Source organism: Paenibacillus sp. J22P51 (assembly GCF_059692215.1).
Genome location: NZ_JCAUAZ010000005.1, coordinates 24,316 through 42,673, shown reverse-complemented (window position 1 = coordinate 42,673; position 18,358 = coordinate 24,316). Strand labels below are relative to the sequence as shown.

The following is an 18,358-nucleotide window of genomic DNA, read 5'->3' as shown; positions in this document are numbered from 1 at the left end:
CATCCGTCTGTATTTGAGAAGCAAATCTTCTCAATCAGGCGGTTTTTTTCTAAATTTCAAAAAAAAATGTTTATTTTTTAGAAAATGTTCGCATTTTGACGCTTTCAAGGATTGATTCTGCCCTTACAATTCGCTAAACTGGAGAATATTACGACCCTAAGGAAGATCAGCTATGACACAGAAGACAGTAAGACATATTCTGGATACCATCGGTGAACTATATCCGGATGCTCATTGTGAGTTGAACCACAGTAATCCATTTGAATTAACGATTGCTGTATTGCTATCAGCCCAGTGTACGGATGAAACCGTGAATAAGGTTACCAAAGACTTGTTCGAGAAGTACAAACGTCCCGAAGACTATCTGGCTGTTCCGTTAGAGGAATTGGAGCAAGATATCCGAAGGATCGGACTATTTCGAAACAAGGCTAGTCATATTCATAAGCTGTGTCAATTGCTACTGGACAAGTTCGGTGGTGAAATTCCTGAGAAGCATGAGCAATTGGTTGAATTGCCTGGCGTTGGACGTAAGACAGCTAATGTCGTTGTTTCGAACGCTTTCGGCGTACCGGCTATTGCGGTAGACACGCATGTGGAACGAGTCTCCAAGCGTTTAGGACTTGTCGGCTGGGATGATTCCGTACTTGAAGTTGAAAAGAAGCTCATGAAGAAAGTACCACGAGACGAATGGACGCAAACACATCATCGATTGATATTCTTTGGTCGATATCACTGTAAGGCACAAAACCCCAATTGCACGTTATGTCCGTTATTGGACAACTGCCGCGAGGGAAAGAAACGTATGAAACCAAAGCTAACTAGGAAAACTATTACAAACAAATGAATTGCAGACAAAGGATGGGATTGAAATGAAATGCATCGCCGTGTATACCAATAGCTTCGAATTGTTCTCCGATATTTATGAGCAGGTTATCAACACACCACTAGCCGATAATGAGGAAAAAGTCATTGAAGGTGTAACTGTCAGTGAATCCGGTGAGGTTCCTCAGAATTACATAGACAAAATGAAAACAAAATCCGAGGTTGTCGTGATGAAAGTGAAGGATTCGGATATTACGATTCTTCAACATCGTGACGTTTTTGAAATTTTCCTTCCGGAAAAAGAAAAAATTGCCCTCACGTAAGTCCAGAATCTCCCTTTGGGAGATTTTTTTTCTGTAGACATGGAATGCATACCTTAGAATGAATTGTAGAGGAGCGTAATGAACGAATGACGCAATTGGTAGTTAGAAGCATCGCGGTCATGCCGGATGCGCTAAAGAAGATGCAGCAAGTCCTTGCGCATGCAGGAGATCAAGATAATGCCACGAAGATGGGGCAATTGCTGGATAAGCTCGATAGTGGACGCATGAACATTGCGTTCTGCGGGCATTTCTCTGCTGGTAAATCAACGCTCATTAATCAGCTTTGTGGGCATGCCTTGTTACCTTCCAGTCCTATTCCGACAAGTGCTAATATTGTTAGCATTCGAAATGGTCAGCCAGGTGCGCATGTGACACATCGTAGTCAGGAAGGTAAGCTCAACCCGCAAGGGAAAACGACGACCATTCCACTCAGCGAGCTTGAGGCTTATTGTGTGAATGGAACGGATATCGAAAAGGTAGAAATCACGTATCCGATTTCATTTCTTGGCGATGATACAGCCTTGTTAGATACCCCGGGTATTGATTCCACGGATGATGCGCATCATCAATCCACCGAATCAGCTTTACATCTAGCTGATGTGGTCTTCTATGTCATGGACTATAATCATGTGCAATCCGAAGTGAATCTTGCTTTTACGAAGAAAATGAAGGAGTGGGGTAAACCGCTCTATTTGGTTGTCAATATGATCGATAAACATAAGGAATGGGAGCTTCCTTTCGAACAGTATCAATCGGGAACGAAGCAAGCTTTCTTAAATTGGGGTATTGAGCCGGATGATTTACTGTTCGTAACGATGAAGGAGCCCGCTCATCCGCATAATGAGTACGCCAAGCTGCAATGGCTCTTGAGCCGTCTTATTGAGCACGGAGATACCTTGCGCAGCTATAGTATAGACGCTTCTGCGCGTTATTTGGCAGCTGAGCATAGCAAATGGCAGGCAGAGCAGCATGAACCGCAAAAGGCGGAATTACTGGAATCGATCAGCCAGGAAGGTGACGTCGAGGAAGTTCAAGCACTTGCAAATGCCAAACAAGCTGAGCTTACTGGATTGAAAAACTTGCCTGACGAGTTAACTACCGAACTTCGTAAAGATGTTGGCGCCATTATAGAGAATGCTAATATAACACCTGCCTTAACGCGGGATTATGCGAACGCCTACTTGGAAAGCCGTAAGCCAGGTTTTAAGGTTGGATTTTTCAACCGCGCGGCACAGACCGCTGCGGAGCAAGAGAAACGGCTGACAGCGTTTCAAACGGATTTGGCTGAGCAAGTGGAAGCGCAGCTGGATTGGCACTTGCGGGATGCACTGAAAAAAGCTGCGAATGAGCAAGGCCAGCATGACACTGCGCTGATCGCACAAATTGAAGCGCTGAAGGTTGAAGTAACTGGCGCCTTGATTGCGTCCCAGGTGAATACTGGTGCGTCTTTTGGCGGCGAGTACACGCTGAACTACATGAAGCAGCTAGCTGGCGAGCTGAGGCTGCAGTACCGCAAACTGGCGTTTGCGGTGATCGACCTCATCGCGGATTCTGTCCGCGATAGCTCACGTACAGCCGCCGCTGCGCTAGCGGCTGAGCTTGAAGCCCTGAGCGGCCGGCTGAGCGCCTGCCGCGAGCTTGCCCGCCTCGAGGAAGCCGAGGCGGCGGCAGAGACCCAGCTGCTGCGCATGGCCAGCTGGGAAAGACCGTCTGCGCCGGCGCTGCCGGATGCGCAGCAGTTCACGGCCATGGAGGAGCCGGCAGCAGCCCCGCTGAGCGGGGCTAACCTGCACGTGACCTCCATGGATACGATCCTGCAGGCCGCCGCGATAGCAGTGTCGGCTGCTGCGGGCACTGACGACGCGGCTCCTACGGAGCCAGCTGCTGTCTCACAGTTGTCATCAGTGTTCACCACGGGTGAACACGGCAAGCGCATGGAGCGCAAGGCCGCTGACTTGCAGGCGGCCTCAAGCCTCATCGACGGGCTGCCGTCGATGAGGTCGCTCGCGCGCTCCATGCGCGAGAAAGCGGAACGTCTGCGGCAGCGGACGTTCACGATTGCGCTGTTCGGCGCGTTCAGCGCCGGCAAGTCTTCGTTCGCCAATGCGTTGATTGGCGAACGGGTGTTGCCGGTGTCGCCGAACCCGACGACGGCGGCGATCAACAAGATCATGCCGCCGACGGCAGGATGGCCGCATGGCACAGCCAAGGTTAAGATGAAGAAAGCGGACGCCATCCTGGAGGATGTCCTCTATTCGCTTCAAATCCTAGGTGTTGAGGCAAACGATATGTCATCCGCTCTTAAGCGGATAGGTCAGCTTTCACCTGCTGATGTGACGGCTAAAGGAAAACCACATTTTTCTTTCCTGAAAGCCGTAGAAAAAGGATGGGAAGCAGCCTCAGGTAATTTGGGTACTGAGCTCCGAATCACGAAGGAAGAATTCTCAGGTTATGTGGCGGAAGAACACAAGTCCTGTTTTGTAGAATTTATTGAATTATATTATTCGAATCCACTGACGGATCAAGGTATCATTTTCGTTGATACACCAGGGGCAGATTCCATTAACGCTCGCCACACGGGTGTTGCTTTTAACTATATCAAAAATGCAGACGCCATCCTTTTCGTAACTTACTATAACCATGCTTTCTCCCAGGCAGATCGCGAGTTTCTGCTGCAGCTTGGCCGCGTCAAGGATAGCTTTGAAATGGATAAAATGTTTTTCATCGTGAATGCATCTGATTTGGCGGCAAGCTCGGAGGAGTTAGCTGGTGTCGTACAGCACGTGGAAACGAATTTAGTGCAGCATGGTATTCGTCATCCGCGCATTTATCCGATTTCCAGTTATTTGGCGGCTGAAGGTAAAATCAACGGCAACGAAAGCCTAATCGCACAATCCGGTATACAGCCATTTGAGCAGCAATTTGTCCAGTTTACCTTGAACGAGCTCAGTGATGTGGCTATTCATTCGGCTAATTTAGAGCTACATCGTGCGATTGGGACCATGCAGAAGTGGTTGGAGCGTGCACAATCAGGTGAGGAAGAGCGTAGGCTGCAGTTGATCATGCTGGATGAGTCGGAGCAGCAGGGCTTAGATCTGCTTGATGATACCCGGTATGATGCAGAGCAGAAGGAATTGAAGAAAGAAATTCAAGAGTTGATGTATTACGTCAAACAACGCACGATGTATCGATTTGGCGAGCTGTATAATTTCGCATTCAATCCATCTACGTTCCGAGATGAAGCCAAAGATCCGAAAGGAGCACTCCAATTTGCATGGAATGAGCTGCTGCGTATGATTGGGCATGATCTATCACAAGAAGTTCTAGCTACCACACTTCGTGTTGAGAATCGGATGAATCTTATCAGTACCAAACGGATGAATCGCTGGGGCGAGGAGCTGAGCTTGCTGTTAGAAGGCTTTGAGAAGGCTTCCTACGAGCCCAATACCTTTGTGACACCTGAGGTGACGACGAAGCTTGAAGCATCGGAAGTGAGCTTGAAGCTGCTTCAGAGTTATTTTAAGAATGCGAAGCAATTTTTCGAAGGTGATGGTAAAAGCAAGCTGAGAGCTGAATTGGAGAATCGGATCAATGCGCCAGTAGTTGCGTTTATTGAGGGGCAAACGGCCCAGCTTGAACAAGCTTATGGTATCCAATTGGAAAATTGGCTAGCTGCTCAGAAATCGATCATGGAGCAGCAGGTCAAAGAACACGCAGAAGGGCTTCGCGATGCACTCCAAATGAAGATTGATTTGGATGAACTCATATCCAAACAGCATCAGTTGAAGGCATTTGTTTAGTCATTAAACAAAAGGGGGACTAGGTTCTGTGGAACTTAGTTGCCCCTTTTTTTGGTTTGCTCATGTAAAGGCTTTCATTGGCGGTTATTCCGATGATTTAAAAGAATAGGGGGGATTACTACACGATTTTGTGAATTTATGCCTATTTAAGCGTTTAAATCCAAGTATCCTCGAATTGCTCACATATAGTGATGGTGTTAAGATTCATAAAGTGTTCACACATTACAAGCGTTTCAAATCTATCCTTTTAAGGAGGGCCCAAAGTGGATGTATTCAGGCAACTGAAGCCATATTTTTGGCCAGAGAAAAAACTGTTTTTTGGAGCTATTGCATGTCTTGCAATCGCTACCGCGCTCGGCTTGGTGTACCCCAATTTACTTCGGTATTTGATTGACGAAGTTATCACCAAGAAACAATTTGGTCTTGTGCCGCGACTGGCACTCATCGTTGTTGTTGTCGTTTCAATGAAGGGGATGTTCCAGTTTTTGCATGGTTTATGCGGGGGTCGCCTAGGAAACCGTGTTGCTTTCCACTTACGGAATGCGCTTTATAACAAGCTGCAGTATCTGTCGTTCCAGTACTACGATCAAGCAAGAACAGGAGACTTGATGTCCAGGTTGACAGCTGATTTGGAAGCGATTCGCCAATTTATTGGCTTTGGCTTTGCTCAACTCCTGAATGTCATGTTGATGCTCGTTTTTGGAATGGGCATGATGTTCTCCATCAACTGGAAGCTAGCTTTACTTACGATGATTACAATGCCATTTCTGGCATTTACGGCAGTACGCTTTGAGGGCAAAATTCACCCAGCTTTCAGGATGGTGCGTCAGTCCCTAAGTACGATGACGACGGCTGTACAAGAAAATATTACGGGTGTCCGAACCGTTAAATCTTTTGCTCGCGAACCGCATGAGGTATCCAAGTTTGCAGCACGCAATGAAGATTACAAATCCATGAATATTGGATCGTCTGGGATTTGGGCGAAGTATTTTCCGATCATGGAGATTCTTGCGAACTTGAGTGTCGTCATTTTACTCGGCGCTGGCGGCTACATGGTCATAAACGAAACAATTTCACTAGGTGAATTGGTAGCCTGCTTTAGTCTTATTTGGTACATAATTGGGCCGATGTGGGGACTAGGCTTTCACATTAATAACTTTACGCAAACCAAAGCATCTGGCGAAAAAATTCTTGATGTTCTTCATCACTACATGCATGTCAAAGATAGCGAAAACGCTGCAGCCCTGACCAAGGTCGACGGGCATATCCGATTTGATCATGTGACTTTCGCTTATCCCGAAAAACAACCGGCCTTATATGATTTTACATTGGATGCGCCTCCAGGCTCCGTGATTGGACTCTTAGGAAGCACAGGCTCGGGCAAAACAACCGTAATTTCACTTTTAATGAGAGCTTATAACGTAAAAGAAGGCAAAGTTATGCTGGATGGAAAAGATATTCGTTCCTTACAGCTTGAAAGCTACCGCAGCCAAATTTCAACAGTTTTCCAAGAAACGTTCTTATTTTCATCCACAATCCGTAACAATATCGCTTATGGTCGCAAGGATGTCACGATGGACGAGATTATCCGTGCAGCAAAATTAGCCAAAGCGCATGACTTCATTTCGGAACTGCCTGAAGGCTACGACACGCTTGTAGGTGAACGTGGACTGGGACTGTCCGGTGGACAAAAGCAGCGGATTGCGATTGCTAGAGCCTTGATCAAAGATCCGAAAATTCTCGTGTTAGACGATGCCACAAGTGCGGTGGATATGGAAACAGAGCATGAGATTCAAGCTGGCTTTGGAGAAGTTATGGCAGGTCGAACGACGTTTATCATTGCACATCGGATCTCCTCTTTGAAGCACGCGGATGAAATTATTGTACTTGATAAAGGGCGAATTATTCAAAGAGGTACGCATCAAGAGCTATTACAGCAGGATGGTTTATACCGTCAAACGTATGACATTCAATATTCAGATGGACCGCAAAACCAAACTGCAAAGAATCAAGCAGCGGTTGCCCGTGAAGAGGGGATTGCGGCAGACTCCGTAGATGCACCAATATTCCATGCCTCTACGCCAGAAAGAAGGTTGTCAAATTGAGTAATCCATCGAAGCAAGCTGAGGCAGCTTCACCAAATCCAGATTCTCAAACAGGTCATCGATTCGTTTATCAAGATGATGAGTTGATCGAAAAGCCTTTTGACTGGGGCCAATTAAAACGCTTGTTTAGTTATATGAAGCCTTATCGAAAACAATTGCTGCCGATTATCATTGTCATGATGCTTTTAGGCGCGATTACGAAATTGACAGTTCCACTACTCATCAGTAAAGCCATTGACAATGCCATTATTCCTAAGGATACGAGCTTACTTGTACTTATTGTTGGTATCATGCTCGGTGTGTATTTGATTCAATGGCTAGCCAATACATTTCGTATCAAATATACGAATATGATCGGGCAGCGTGTTATTTATGATCTGCGTCATGACCTCTTTAGTCATATTCAGAAGCTTTCATTTCGTTTCTTTGATACGAGACCTGCCGGGTCTGTGCTCGTTCGTGTCACGAACTATGTAAATTCGTTGCAAGATTTATTTACGAACGGTGTCGTCAACTTATTGATCGATGTTGTTCAACTGGTCGGTATCATCATTATTTTGTTGTCGTTTAATTTTAAATTAGGTGCTTCGATTATTGTAACGGTTCCGATTATGTTTATGATATCGACGAAGCTTCGGACCAAAATTCGCCGCTCATGGCAGGACGTAACCATGAAGCAATCCCGCTTAAATGCCCATTTAAATGAGTGTATTCAAGGGATTCGTGTTACACAGGCGTATACACAGGAGAAAGAGAATATTCAGTTTTTCACGAAGATGAATATGACCAATCGATTGTCGTGGAACCGCGCTTCGATGCTGAATCAATCGTTTGGTCCGCTTATCGAAATTACGGGTGCGATTGGTTATTGTATCTTGTTCTGGTTAGGTGCGCATTTGATTCAAAAGGAAGAAATCACCGTTGGTTTACTTGTTGCATTCGCTACGTACATCGGGTATTTCTGGGAGCCGATTACGCGATTAGGGCAGATGTACTCACAGCTTTTGATTGCGATGGCTTCGGCTGAGCGGATTTTTGAATTTATCGATGAGAAGCCGACTGTGGCTGAAATCGAGGGCGCGAAAGATTTACCTCACGTGCAAGGGAATGTGAAGTTCAAGGATCTTGTTTTCGAGTATGAGCCTGGACGTCCTGCGTTGAATGGTATCAATTTGGATGTATCAGCGGGTCAATCTATCGCATTAGTCGGTCATACCGGATCTGGGAAGAGTACAATCATGAATTTACTTTGTCGCTTCTATGACCCCAATCAGGGCCGTATTGAGATTGATGGTCATAACATCAGTGAAGTCACGATACAAAGTCTGCGATCCCAAATCGGTGTCGTGCTGCAAGATACATTTATTTTCTCGGGCACGATTCGTGATAACATACGCTTTGGACGTTTAGACGCCACAGACGATGAGATTGAGCAGGTTGCGAAAGCTGTTCATGCGCATGATTTTATTGCACAGTTGCCAAATGGCTACGATACAGAAGTGCAAGAGCGCGGTAATGTTCTGTCGATGGGGCAGCGCCAATTGATTTCCTTCGCTAGAGCGCTGCTAGCCAATCCGCGTGTGCTCATTCTGGATGAAGCGACAGCAAGTATTGACACAGATACGGAGCTGAAAATCCAAGAGGCACTCAAGACACTCCTGGCGGGTCGTACGTCCTTTATCGTGGCGCATCGCCTATCTACGATTCGTAATGCGGACAAAATCGTCGTGCTTGATCACGGTCGTATGATGGAAATCGGCAATCATGATGAGCTCATGAAAGAACAAAAGATCTACTACGGCTTGATCCAAGCCCAATATAAATTTTTGCAGGATGCTGTGTAGGTATCTTGGAAGAGAGCTGCTTAACCACCTGAGTGTGGTTGGGCAGCTTTTATTTTTTGGAGGATGGGGGAGACGGTAGCTTGCCAACGATTCGGCAATTTTTGGGGCTATTACCTGCCCTCAGTGAATCCCTGAAACACAGGAGTCTCTGCCTCATTGGAAAAATCCATTAGATTGCTAAAAAAAGCAGTTATTAATTGAGTTTGATTGGATCAATCCATTCAACATTAAAATGTATGTGCTTTCGGAGTGGATTTATTAGAATTCAACTGGATAAATCCAATGAAACCAGAAATTTTCACCTATTTTGAACTCATACAGTGTATTTAACCAATGGTGCAAATAAGTAGAATTATCAAAACCAACTATCGCCCTTATTGAGCCATTCCACACATTCTCTTAGCAGTCCAACCGCACCTATTCCCAATTCCCCCCCCACATTTACCCTCCGAAAGAACTATCCAAACAAATCCTATTCTGCACTTCGCGACAATGTTTGCAAAATTTGACGAGAAGCTATACTCTTAAATTGGAAATATGCCAATTATTCGCAGGAGGGGACAGCATTGAAAACATCTCGCTTCATCTGGGGTGCCATTGGTTTAACCGCATCAATTTCTACTATTGTTTTCGCTGTTGGCTTTGCTTACGCGGCGAATCAAATATGGTTTCCCAAAGCTTCTGGAGATTTGCAACTCGCCACTCCAGTTACAACGAAACCATCCATTATTGATAGCAGCAGCAAACTGCAAATTGTAGCCTTAGGGGATTCACTTACAGCAGGAACAGGTGACAATACGGGCAAAGGCTATGTCGGCCGAGTTCGAGAAAAGCTGGAAAAAGAAAGCGGTAAGCCTGTTTTTGTTCTTAATAATCTAGCAATTCCTGGCTATAAAAGCGACCAACTTCTTGCGGATTTAGCATTAAAAAAGACGCAAGATGCACTTGCTCAAGCGGATATCATTTTGCTTACCATAGGTGGAAATGATATTTTTGCAGGAGGGGATGGGCTTTTCAAAGGGGATAACCAAACTGAATTTAATCCTGAGGCAGCAGAAAAGCGGGTAGACCCTGCACTTGCCAAAATGGAGAAGATCATTTCTGCAATTAACAAAGCGAACCCGAAAGCAACGCTATTATATATCGGTTTATATCATCCGTTCCTTGATCTTGACCCATCACGAGAGGGCTCTTTAACCGTGCAGCGCTGGAATAACGGCGTGTTTAAGCTCACGAATCAATATCCACAGATGCTCAATGTTCCTACTTACGACCTATTTGAGCAAAATTTGATCAAATATTTATCTTCTGCGGATCATTTTCATCCCAATGGGGACGGCTATGAACGGATTGCGGAGCGGATTGTCCAAATTTTAAAATAGGGGGCATGGAAGATGGCTATAGCAGCTTCGCCTAAGATCGTTCTATCCGTTAATAATTTAAAAAAAAGTATAAAAAACAAAGAAATCATCAAAGGCATTTCTTTCGATGTGTATGCTGGAGAAATCTTTGGTTTCCTTGGTCCCAATGGTTCAGGTAAAACAACGACAATTCGTATGCTTGTGGATTTAATACGTCCTACGGAAGGGACTATACACATTTGTGGATTTGATGTTCATAAGGAACATGACGAAGCCATGAGAAAAGTGGGCTGTATCGTTGAAAATCCTGAGCTGTATTCCTATCTGACAGGTTGGGAGAATCTCGAGCATTTTGCCCGGATGCTGCCCGATGTGGATGACAGTCGTATAAAAGAAGTTGTGGAAATTGTCTCGATGGATCAGCGTATTCATGATAAAGTTCGCACCTATTCACTTGGCATGCGCCAGCGATTAGGGATTGCTCAAGCTTTATTAGGGCGACCAAGTCTTCTGATTTTGGACGAGCCAACGAACGGACTTGATCCACAGGGTATTAAAGAAATGAGGGAGTTTATTCAACGATTAGCTGCGGATGGACTTAGTTTGTTCGTCTCCAGCCACTTACTTAGCGAACTTCAGCAAATGTGTCATCGCGTAGCCATCATTAGTCATGGCGAAGTGATTCAGGTAGGAGCTGTAGATGAGCTTATAGCTCAAGGCGGAAGGGTTGTTTGGACGGTTTCACCTGGTGCAGAAGCGGAACGCGTAATCCAGTCATCAGATTTAGTGCTTTCCGCGATCGCAGTGGAGTCGGAGAACTTAACAAGCTTACCTTCAACGGTGAAACAGATTTCAACACAAATGGATCAAGCGGACATTCCCAAGCTGAGCCAACGCCTGATTGAACAAGGGGTTAGCCTGTACGCGGTAGAAATCAAAAATCCAACACTCGAAGATTTGTTCTTGCGATTAACTGAAGGGGAACGAATAGAGTAAAAGAGGGTGAAACCATTGACAGGTTTATATGCTTTAGTTAAAAATGAAATGATCAAAATGATTAAGAAAAAGCGATTTTATGTCATTCTACTTATTCTTCTTGCTTTAATTCCCATGTTCACTTATGCTCAAATGCGAGTTGCTCAACATACACAGAAGCAATTTGGAACATCGGATTGGAAAGCGGACCAGAGGCAAAAAGTAACCGATTGGGAGAAACGCCTCAGTTCAGCAAGAACACCAGATGAGTGGAAGCAGCAGCTTCGCGTTCAAATTCAGATTGCCAATTATTATCTTGATAAAGATGTGAATCCAAGTTCACCGAATGCGGTTACATTTACACGTGAATTTGTGAAAAATGCCGTCGGTCTATTTATTCCGTTGATTATCATGGTCATTTCGGCAGATATCGTATCATCTGAGCATTCTACGGGGACTATTAAATTATTGTTGACAAGACCGGTCAGGCGTTGGAAAATCCTATTGAGTAAATTAATTACCGTTGTCTTCTTCACTTCGCTAACTGTTTTGTCCACGGGATTGATTTGTTACTTGATTTCAGGGGTTGTTTTCGGCTATAACGGGTGGAACATGCCAATCTTCACAGGCATACAGTTGACGGGGGCGGATGTCGATTTTAGTCGAGTGCGCGCCGTGGACCAATGGTTCTTCCTCTTGATGGAGTTCGGCTTAGTATGGTTTACAGCAATTGTCGTAGGGATCATGTCGCTCATGCTTTCTGTACTAATTCGATCAACCGCAGCAGGTATGGGGGTCATGCTTGCCGTATTAATATCAGGGACCATTCTTTCCAACATGGTTTCCTCGTGGGAAACGGCCAAATATTTGTTTATGGTCAATCTGGACCTGACAAAGTATTTGACAGGAGGGATCCCACCCATTCAAGGTATGGATTTAGCGTTCTCGCTTAGTGTGTTAAGCGTCTGGACGATAGTAGCACTAATCGTATCGTTTACTGTATTTTCGCGCAAAGATATTTTAAATTAGTGATAAAAGAGATAAAAGGAGGGCTCCAATGGCTGAGCAGCTAGAATTTGCGAAAGGGAAAGCCCCAACACCCGTGACGGATTACGAAGCAGATGATATTCAAGTCCTAGAAGGACTTGTTGCCGTTCGTAAAAGACCTGGGATGTACATCGGCAGTACCAGTTCCTCAGGTCTTCATCATCTGATCTGGGAAATCGTAGATAATGCAGTCGATGAGCATCTGGCGAAGCATTGTTCCAAAATTAATGTCACGATACATAAAGATCAATCGGTTACCGTTCAGGATAATGGCCGCGGTATTCCTACCGGTATGCATAAGACAGGTGTTCCTACGCCGCAAGTCGTTTTTACCATCCTCCACGCAGGCGGTAAATTCGGTGGATCAGGCTATAAGAAATCTGGAGGCTTGCATGGTGTTGGTGCTTCCGTGACTAACGCCCTTTCAGAGTGGCTAGAGGTTGAGATTAACCGCGATAGCAAAGTACATAAGATGCGCTTTGAATATTGGGTAGATGACAAAGGCATAGAACATGTCGGTGAACCCGTTACTGGACTTGAGGTTATCGGTAATACCAACCGAACAGGGACTAAAGTAACGTTTAAACCAGATAAACGAGTCTTTCAAGGCGGAACAACGATCAATTACGATACACTCGCTGAGCGTTTGCAGGAAATTGCTTTCCTCAATTCCGGACTTCAAGTAAACCTGAAGGACGAACGTACAGATAAAGTGGATTCGTTCCAATATGAAGGCGGAGCAAGTCAGTTTGTAGCCTTTTTGAATGAAGAGAAGACTGTGCTGCATCCTGTCATTCATTTTGCCTCTGAGAAGGATGAAATTGAAGTTGAAGTGGCGTTGCAATACAATGATGGCTATACAGAGACGATTGCTTCGTTCGTTAACTCGATTCCTACCCGCGGCGGTGGAACCCACGAGACAGGATTCAAAACAGCATATACCCGTGTGATGAATGAATATGCCCGTAAAGGGGGCATTCTCAAGGAAAAGGATAAAAACCTCGACGGAACGGATCTCAGAGAAGGTATGATGGTCGTTATCAATATCAAAATGGGCGATGTCGAGTTCGTAGGCCAAACCAAGGACCAACTGGGTAGTGCTATTGCACGAAGTGCTGTAGACGCTGTTGTATCTGATAAAATGACTGTGTTCCTTGAAGAAAATCCACAAATTGCTCAAATGATGCTCAAAAAGGCTGTACAAGCATCGAGAGCCAGAGAAGCAGCACGTAAAGCACGTGAAGAGATTCGCAGTGGCAAGAAAGGGAAGAGTGAGAGCTCCAACCTGAATGGTAAGCTGACTCCTGCGCAATCGAAGGATTTGCAACGGAATGAACTGTTCATCGTGGAAGGTGATTCCGCTGGTGGATCTGCGAAGCAAGGGCGCGATTCAAAGCATCAAGCGATTTTGCCGTTGAAGGGCAAGCCGATGAATCCGGAGAAAGCTAAGCTGTTGGATATTTTGAAAAATGAAGAGTATAAGGCCATTATTGCAGCGATTGGTGCAGGCGTTGGCTCTGAGTTCGAAGCAGAAGAGACGAATTACGGCAAGATTATTCTCATGACGGATGCCGATACGGATGGAGCGCACATTCAAGTTCTCCTATTAACCTTCTTCTACCGGTATATGAAGCCATTAATAGATGCTGGTAAAGTATATATTGCGCAGCCTCCCCTGTATAAAGTGACGAGAAAAGGTAAAAATGGTGGTCATAAATACGCTTGGACGGACGATCAACTGCAGGTTGTAGTCAAAGAACTTGGTAAAAATACGGAGCTTCAACGTTATAAAGGACTAGGCGAGATGAATCCGGATCAGTTATGGGAAACAACAATGAATCCGGAAAGTCGAACGCTGCTTCAGGTACAGATTGAAGATGCCGCCAAAGCAGAGCGTCGTGTGACAACATTGATGGGCGATAAAGTAGATCCACGTAAGAGATGGATTATAGAAAACGTTGATTTTACTGAATATGTTGAGTAGACCAAAAAGAGTGGTGACGAGAAAGTGAGCATTATAGAAGAGTTTTTACCAGCCTTTCTGGAGGAGATCGTTGGCGATCGCTTCGGACGGTATTCCAAATATATCATTCAGGATCGTGCTATTCCCGACGTTAGAGACGGCTTAAAGCCTGTTCAACGTCGTGTGTTGTACGCGATGTACGACTCAGGCAACACGCCGGATAAACCGTATCGGAAATCAGCGAAAACCGTAGGGGATGTTATGGGTAACTATCATCCTCATGGTGATGCGTCGATTTATGATGGTATGGTTCGTATGGCACAGCCTTGGAAAATGGGACATACGCTCGTGGATGGTCACGGGAACTGGGGTTCTTTAGACGATGATCCACCGGCAGCTATGCGTTATACGGAAGCACGCTTATCGGAAATCGCGATGGAATTACTGCGCGATATAGAGAAGCGCACCGTGATGTTTAAAGATAACTTTGATAATTCAACCAAAGAACCGGTTGTGTTACCTGCCCGTTATCCGAATTTGCTAGTAAACGGCGTTAGCGGAATCTCTGCAGGCTTTGCGACGGAAATTCCACCGCATAACCTGCGTGAAATCATTGACGCTTGTACGGCTATGATCGATAAACCTGAAATTACAGTTGACGAATTAATGGCGATTGTCAAAGGTCCAGATTTCCCTACCTCAGGGATCATCATGGGGGAAGAAGGCATTCGTGAGGCCTACCGGACAGGTAAAGGCCGTATCTATATCCGTTCCAAAACTGCGATCGAGGATATGCGCGGCGGCAGACAGCAAATTGTCATTACGGAAATCCCCTATCAAGTTGTTAAATCTCGGTTAGTTACCGCGATGGAGAACATCCGTCTGGAGAAGAAAATCGAGGGTATCGCCGAAGTGCGGGATGAAAGTGGACGGAATGGGCTTCGTATCGTTATCGAGCTCAAGAAGGAAGCGGATGCACAAGGCATTTTGGCCTATTTGCTGAAGAAAACTGATTTGCAAGTTACCTATAACTTCAACATGGTTGCGATTGTGAATAAAGCGCCTCGTCAGCTCGGTATCCGCGAGATTCTGGAAGCTTATATTGAGCACCAGAAAGAGGTTGTGACGTTCCGTTCGCAATACGAGTTGGAGAAAGCGGAAGATCGGGCGCATGTCCTCGAAGGGCTTGTTAAAGCTCTGAACATTTTGGATGAGGTCATTGCCACGATTAAAGCCTCGAAAAATCGGCAGGACGCACAAAATAATCTCGTAGAGAAGTTTCATTTTTCGGAACGACAAGCTGATGCCATTCTCGTCCTGCAATTATACCGTCTAACGAATTTGGAAATAACAACGCTAGAGAAGGAATTGAAAGATGTTGAGAAAACGATTGCGTACTTGCGCGGGATTCTTGGCAGCTTGAAGAAGCTTCTAGGCGTCATTAAAGATGAGATGGGCGAAATCCGCAAGAAATATGGGATCGATCGCCGCTCGGAGATTCAAGGTGAAGTCGAGGAATTGAAAGTCAATCTTGAAGTCCTTGTAACCGCTGAAGATGTGCTTGTCACCTTGTCCAATGAAGGCTACTTGAAGCGAACTAGCAAGCTTTCCTTCACTCGTTCGGGTGGTGAGCTTGAGAATACAGGCATGAAAGAAGGGGATTATCTTCGCTTCTTGCTGGATGTCAACACGATCGAAAGCTTGCTGATCTTCACGAAGAAGGGGCAATATTACTTATTGCCTGTCCATCAAGTGCCAGAGTACAAGTGGAAAGAGAACGGCACCGCGATCGTGAATGTCATCCCGATTGCGAAGGAAGATCGTATCGTGAATGTGATACCAGTGAAAGGCTTTGACGATCCAACGAAATCACTCGTGTTCGTTACACGGAAGGGTCAAGTCAAGCGTACAGAACTTAAAGAGTACATGACGAACCGTTCCAACGCAATTGTGGCGTGTAAGCTTGGCGAACAAGATGAAGTGCTGCACGTTCATCTGAGTGATAATACGAAGGAAATTCTTCTCGTCACGAAGCAGGGCATGAGCATTCGTTTCCGTGAGGAAGAAGTAAACCCGATGGGCCGTGCGGCCGCGGGTGTGCGCGGCATCCAGCTCAAGGAAGACGATGAAGTCGTGTCTGCCGAGTGGATTTATGGGGATGAAGGGGAAGTACTGGTCATCTCGGACCTCGGGTATGCTAAGCGATCTCTCGTTGTGGATTATCCAATTCAAGGTCGCGGCGGGAAGGGGATTATTACCTTCGAATTCAAGGAAGGTAAGCGTGTAAGACCTAACGGTTCAGCCTTAATCCGGACATTTATTGTGAAAATGGATTACTTGGTTACGGCTGTGATGAGCACTGGCGAGAAGCACCGCTTCTCAACAGAAACAGCTCCGTTGGAAGATCGCAAATCACAAGGTAAATCACTCATTCCAGTGAGTAAAACAGAATCAATTGTCGAGATATTACGCTTTCCTCAATCGTAACTAATCGTCGGGGGATCCAGTCTTTCTATCAATGTAAAAGCTAACTCTAATAAGACCCACAGGGGCATCGGTTCGTCTAATCGATCCAGCCACTGTGGGTCTTTCAGCATGCCGGCTTCCAACGCTTTTTTGCCTAACTCTACTTTCCAAGCTTCCACACTAATCACTCCTTGAAAGTTAGTTAACAGCAGCCTTGCATGTCAAGTATCCGAAAGAACAGGGACTCGCTGTTGTCTACAAGGGTGCAATACACCTTCGATCAGTATATGTGAGCAATGGGCAACATGTTAAAAGAAGTCGATTCGCTTGTCATTCCTCGCATGAGTTGACAAACTCTGCGGAGGCTCGACATCAGGCTTCAGCATACCACAGCATGTCCATATAATTTGCAATTTTTGTAAGAAAATATTAATGGCATTAAACTTTAAACTAGCGAAAAGGCGTGCTATACTTGCTGTAAATAGGTGAAAATGGAAGCGAGTTGATGAGGATGTATTCCGATGAATTCGGAAAGCTATGGCTAAAATTATCGAAGGAATTGAAAAATCAGATGGAGGTAGGCTTAGCCCCTACGATTACGGAAGGACAGTTGAATGTACTTGAGTTGCTCCTGGTCCATGAACGCATGAAGCCTTCGGATTTAATCGAATACTTATCCACGACACCTGCAGCCGTAACTACCTTATTAGACCGGATGGAAAAAGCGGAGTTAATTATTCGTGTACGCGATGAGAAGGACCGTCGAATTGTCTGGATCCACGTCACGGATAAAGGAAAAACGGAATGCGAGAGAGGCCGTGGAATCCGTGAAGAACTGTTGGATTCGTACCTAAATCGCGTTTCCGCTCATAATCAGAAATTGCTTATTTATTTATTGGGTAAGGTTGCGAACTAAATGAGGTAGTGCTTCATCCCCTTATAGCTCGGGGATGGTAAATTCATTCCAAGGCCGCTGCACCGGCGGCAGCGACCGGAAGTGCATCGCCTCTTTGAGCACAGGATGCTCAAAGGCAAGAGCCGTGGCCCACAGCGCGAGCTGTTGGCCTGGTTTGTTCACAGCGCTGCCGTAGCGCTGGTCCCCGTACAGCGTGCAGCCAATGGCAGCCAGCTGCACGCGAATCTGATGCGGCCGTCCGGTGTGCAGCTTGATCTGGATCAAGCTGAGCCCGTCTTGGCTGCCGAGCAGCTTATAGTCCAGCACCGCCTCCTTGGCGTCCTGCTGGCCTGCCTTGACTACGCTGACGGTATTCGTCTGCGTATCCTTCAACAGCCAGTGGCGCAGCGTAGCGGCCGGCTGTGAGGGTTTGCCGTGCACGACAGCGACGTACGTCTTGTCGAGCTGCCTTGTTCGTACCGCGTCCGAAAGTCGGGACGCGGCTTTTGACGTTTTGGCGAAGACCATCACGCCGCCAACGGGACGATCCAAGCGATGAACAAGCCCGAGGTACACATTGCCGGGTTTGTTGTAGCGCTCCTTGAGATCTGCCTTCAAGGCGTTCAGCAAGTCAAGATCACGAGACTCATCTTCCTGTGTAGGCATGTTGACGGGCTTCTCAACCACGAGAATGTGGTTGTCTTCGAACAAAATCGGTATTTGCGATGCGCCGTAGCCATCTTTGAATCCTGCCACC

General features: G+C 45.9%; 13 protein-coding genes. 11 read left to right on the top strand and 2 right to left on the bottom strand.

Annotation, left to right across the window (positions count from 1 at the left end):
- Positions 1–172: 172 nt before the first annotated feature.
- The 10 genes from nth (at position 173) to gyrA (ending at position 16,727) form a co-directional block, all read left to right on the top strand.
- Positions 173–844, top strand: a complete 672-nt coding sequence (gene nth / locus AC58QC_RS13065) for an endonuclease III (RefSeq protein WP_497415586.1) — start codon at positions 173–175, stop codon at positions 842–844.
- A gap of 25 nt (positions 845–869) precedes the next feature.
- Entirely contained in the window at positions 870–1,145 is a 276-nt protein-coding gene (locus tag AC58QC_RS13060) for a hypothetical protein (protein ID WP_028554377.1), read from the top strand.
- 86 nt (positions 1,146–1,231) lie between these two features.
- Positions 1,232–4,945 carry a dynamin family protein gene (locus tag AC58QC_RS13055; RefSeq protein ID WP_497415585.1) on the top strand — a complete coding sequence of 1,238 codons (3,714 nt, stop codon included), beginning with the start codon at positions 1,232–1,234 and terminating at the stop codon, positions 4,943–4,945.
- A 263-nt stretch (positions 4,946–5,208) separates the two neighbouring features.
- The gene (locus tag AC58QC_RS13050; RefSeq protein WP_497415584.1) at positions 5,209–7,050 is read left to right on the top strand and encodes an ABC transporter ATP-binding protein; all 1,842 of its coding nucleotides are present in this window, start codon (positions 5,209–5,211) and stop codon (positions 7,048–7,050) included.
- Positions 7,047–8,894, top strand: a complete 1,848-nt coding sequence (locus AC58QC_RS13045) for an ABC transporter ATP-binding protein (protein WP_497415583.1) — start codon at positions 7,047–7,049, stop codon at positions 8,892–8,894. The genes AC58QC_RS13050 and AC58QC_RS13045 overlap by 4 nt, the downstream gene beginning before the upstream one ends.
- A gap of 566 nt (positions 8,895–9,460) precedes the next feature.
- Positions 9,461–10,276 carry a GDSL-type esterase/lipase family protein gene (locus tag AC58QC_RS13040; RefSeq protein WP_497415582.1) on the top strand — a complete coding sequence of 272 codons (816 nt, stop codon included), beginning with the start codon at positions 9,461–9,463 and terminating at the stop codon, positions 10,274–10,276.
- A 12-nt stretch (positions 10,277–10,288) separates the two neighbouring features.
- A complete protein-coding gene (locus AC58QC_RS13035; RefSeq protein WP_497415581.1) occupies positions 10,289–11,251 on the top strand; it encodes an ABC transporter ATP-binding protein in 963 nt (320 codons plus the stop codon).
- Between the two features lie 15 nt (positions 11,252–11,266).
- Complete coding sequence (locus AC58QC_RS13030) at positions 11,267–12,259, top strand: DUF2705 family protein (RefSeq protein ID WP_497415580.1); 993 nt, start codon at positions 11,267–11,269, stop codon at positions 12,257–12,259.
- 28 nt (positions 12,260–12,287) lie between these two features.
- On the top strand, positions 12,288–14,261 hold the full coding sequence (gene parE, locus AC58QC_RS13025) for a DNA topoisomerase IV subunit B (protein ID WP_497415579.1): 1,974 nt from the start codon (positions 12,288–12,290) through the stop codon (positions 14,259–14,261).
- A gap of 24 nt (positions 14,262–14,285) precedes the next feature.
- Positions 14,286–16,727, top strand: coding sequence for a DNA gyrase subunit A (gene gyrA, locus AC58QC_RS13020; RefSeq protein ID WP_497415578.1), 2,442 nt, complete (start codon positions 14,286–14,288; stop codon positions 16,725–16,727).
- On the opposite strand, the gene AC58QC_RS13015 is transcribed toward gyrA, so the two are convergent.
- A complete protein-coding gene (locus AC58QC_RS13015) occupies positions 16,718–16,885 on the bottom strand; it encodes a hypothetical protein (protein WP_497415577.1) in 168 nt (55 codons plus the stop codon). The genes gyrA and AC58QC_RS13015 overlap by 10 nt on opposite strands.
- A gap of 332 nt (positions 16,886–17,217) precedes the next feature.
- Between AC58QC_RS13015 and AC58QC_RS13010 the strand changes: the two genes are divergently transcribed.
- The gene (locus tag AC58QC_RS13010) at positions 17,218–17,622 is read left to right on the top strand and encodes a MarR family winged helix-turn-helix transcriptional regulator (RefSeq protein ID WP_497415860.1); all 405 of its coding nucleotides are present in this window, start codon (positions 17,218–17,220) and stop codon (positions 17,620–17,622) included.
- Between the two features lie 21 nt (positions 17,623–17,643).
- Here the strand turns inward: AC58QC_RS13010 and AC58QC_RS13005 are convergent, their stop codons facing one another.
- The gene (locus AC58QC_RS13005) at positions 17,644–18,357 is read right to left on the bottom strand and encodes an RluA family pseudouridine synthase (protein WP_497415576.1); all 714 of its coding nucleotides are present in this window, start codon (positions 18,355–18,357) and stop codon (positions 17,644–17,646) included.
- Position 18,358 lies beyond the last annotated feature (1 nt).

Bases quoted from the DNA above. Each gene is read 5' to 3' on its own strand.
- AC58QC_RS13035 (WP_497415581.1), top strand. From the start codon at position 10,289: ATGGCTATAGCAGCTTCGCCTAAGATCGTTCTATCCGTTAATAATTTA.
- AC58QC_RS13060 (WP_028554377.1), top strand. From the start codon at position 870: ATGAAATGCATCGCCGTGTATACCAATAGCTTCGAATTGTTCTCCGAT.
- parE (WP_497415579.1), top strand. From the start codon at position 12,288: ATGGCTGAGCAGCTAGAATTTGCGAAAGGGAAAGCCCCAACACCCGTG.
- AC58QC_RS13010 (WP_497415860.1), top strand. From the start codon at position 17,218: ATGTATTCCGATGAATTCGGAAAGCTATGGCTAAAATTATCGAAGGAA.
- AC58QC_RS13055 (WP_497415585.1), top strand. From the start codon at position 1,232: ATGACGCAATTGGTAGTTAGAAGCATCGCGGTCATGCCGGATGCGCTA.
- nth (WP_497415586.1), top strand. From the start codon at position 173: ATGACACAGAAGACAGTAAGACATATTCTGGATACCATCGGTGAACTA.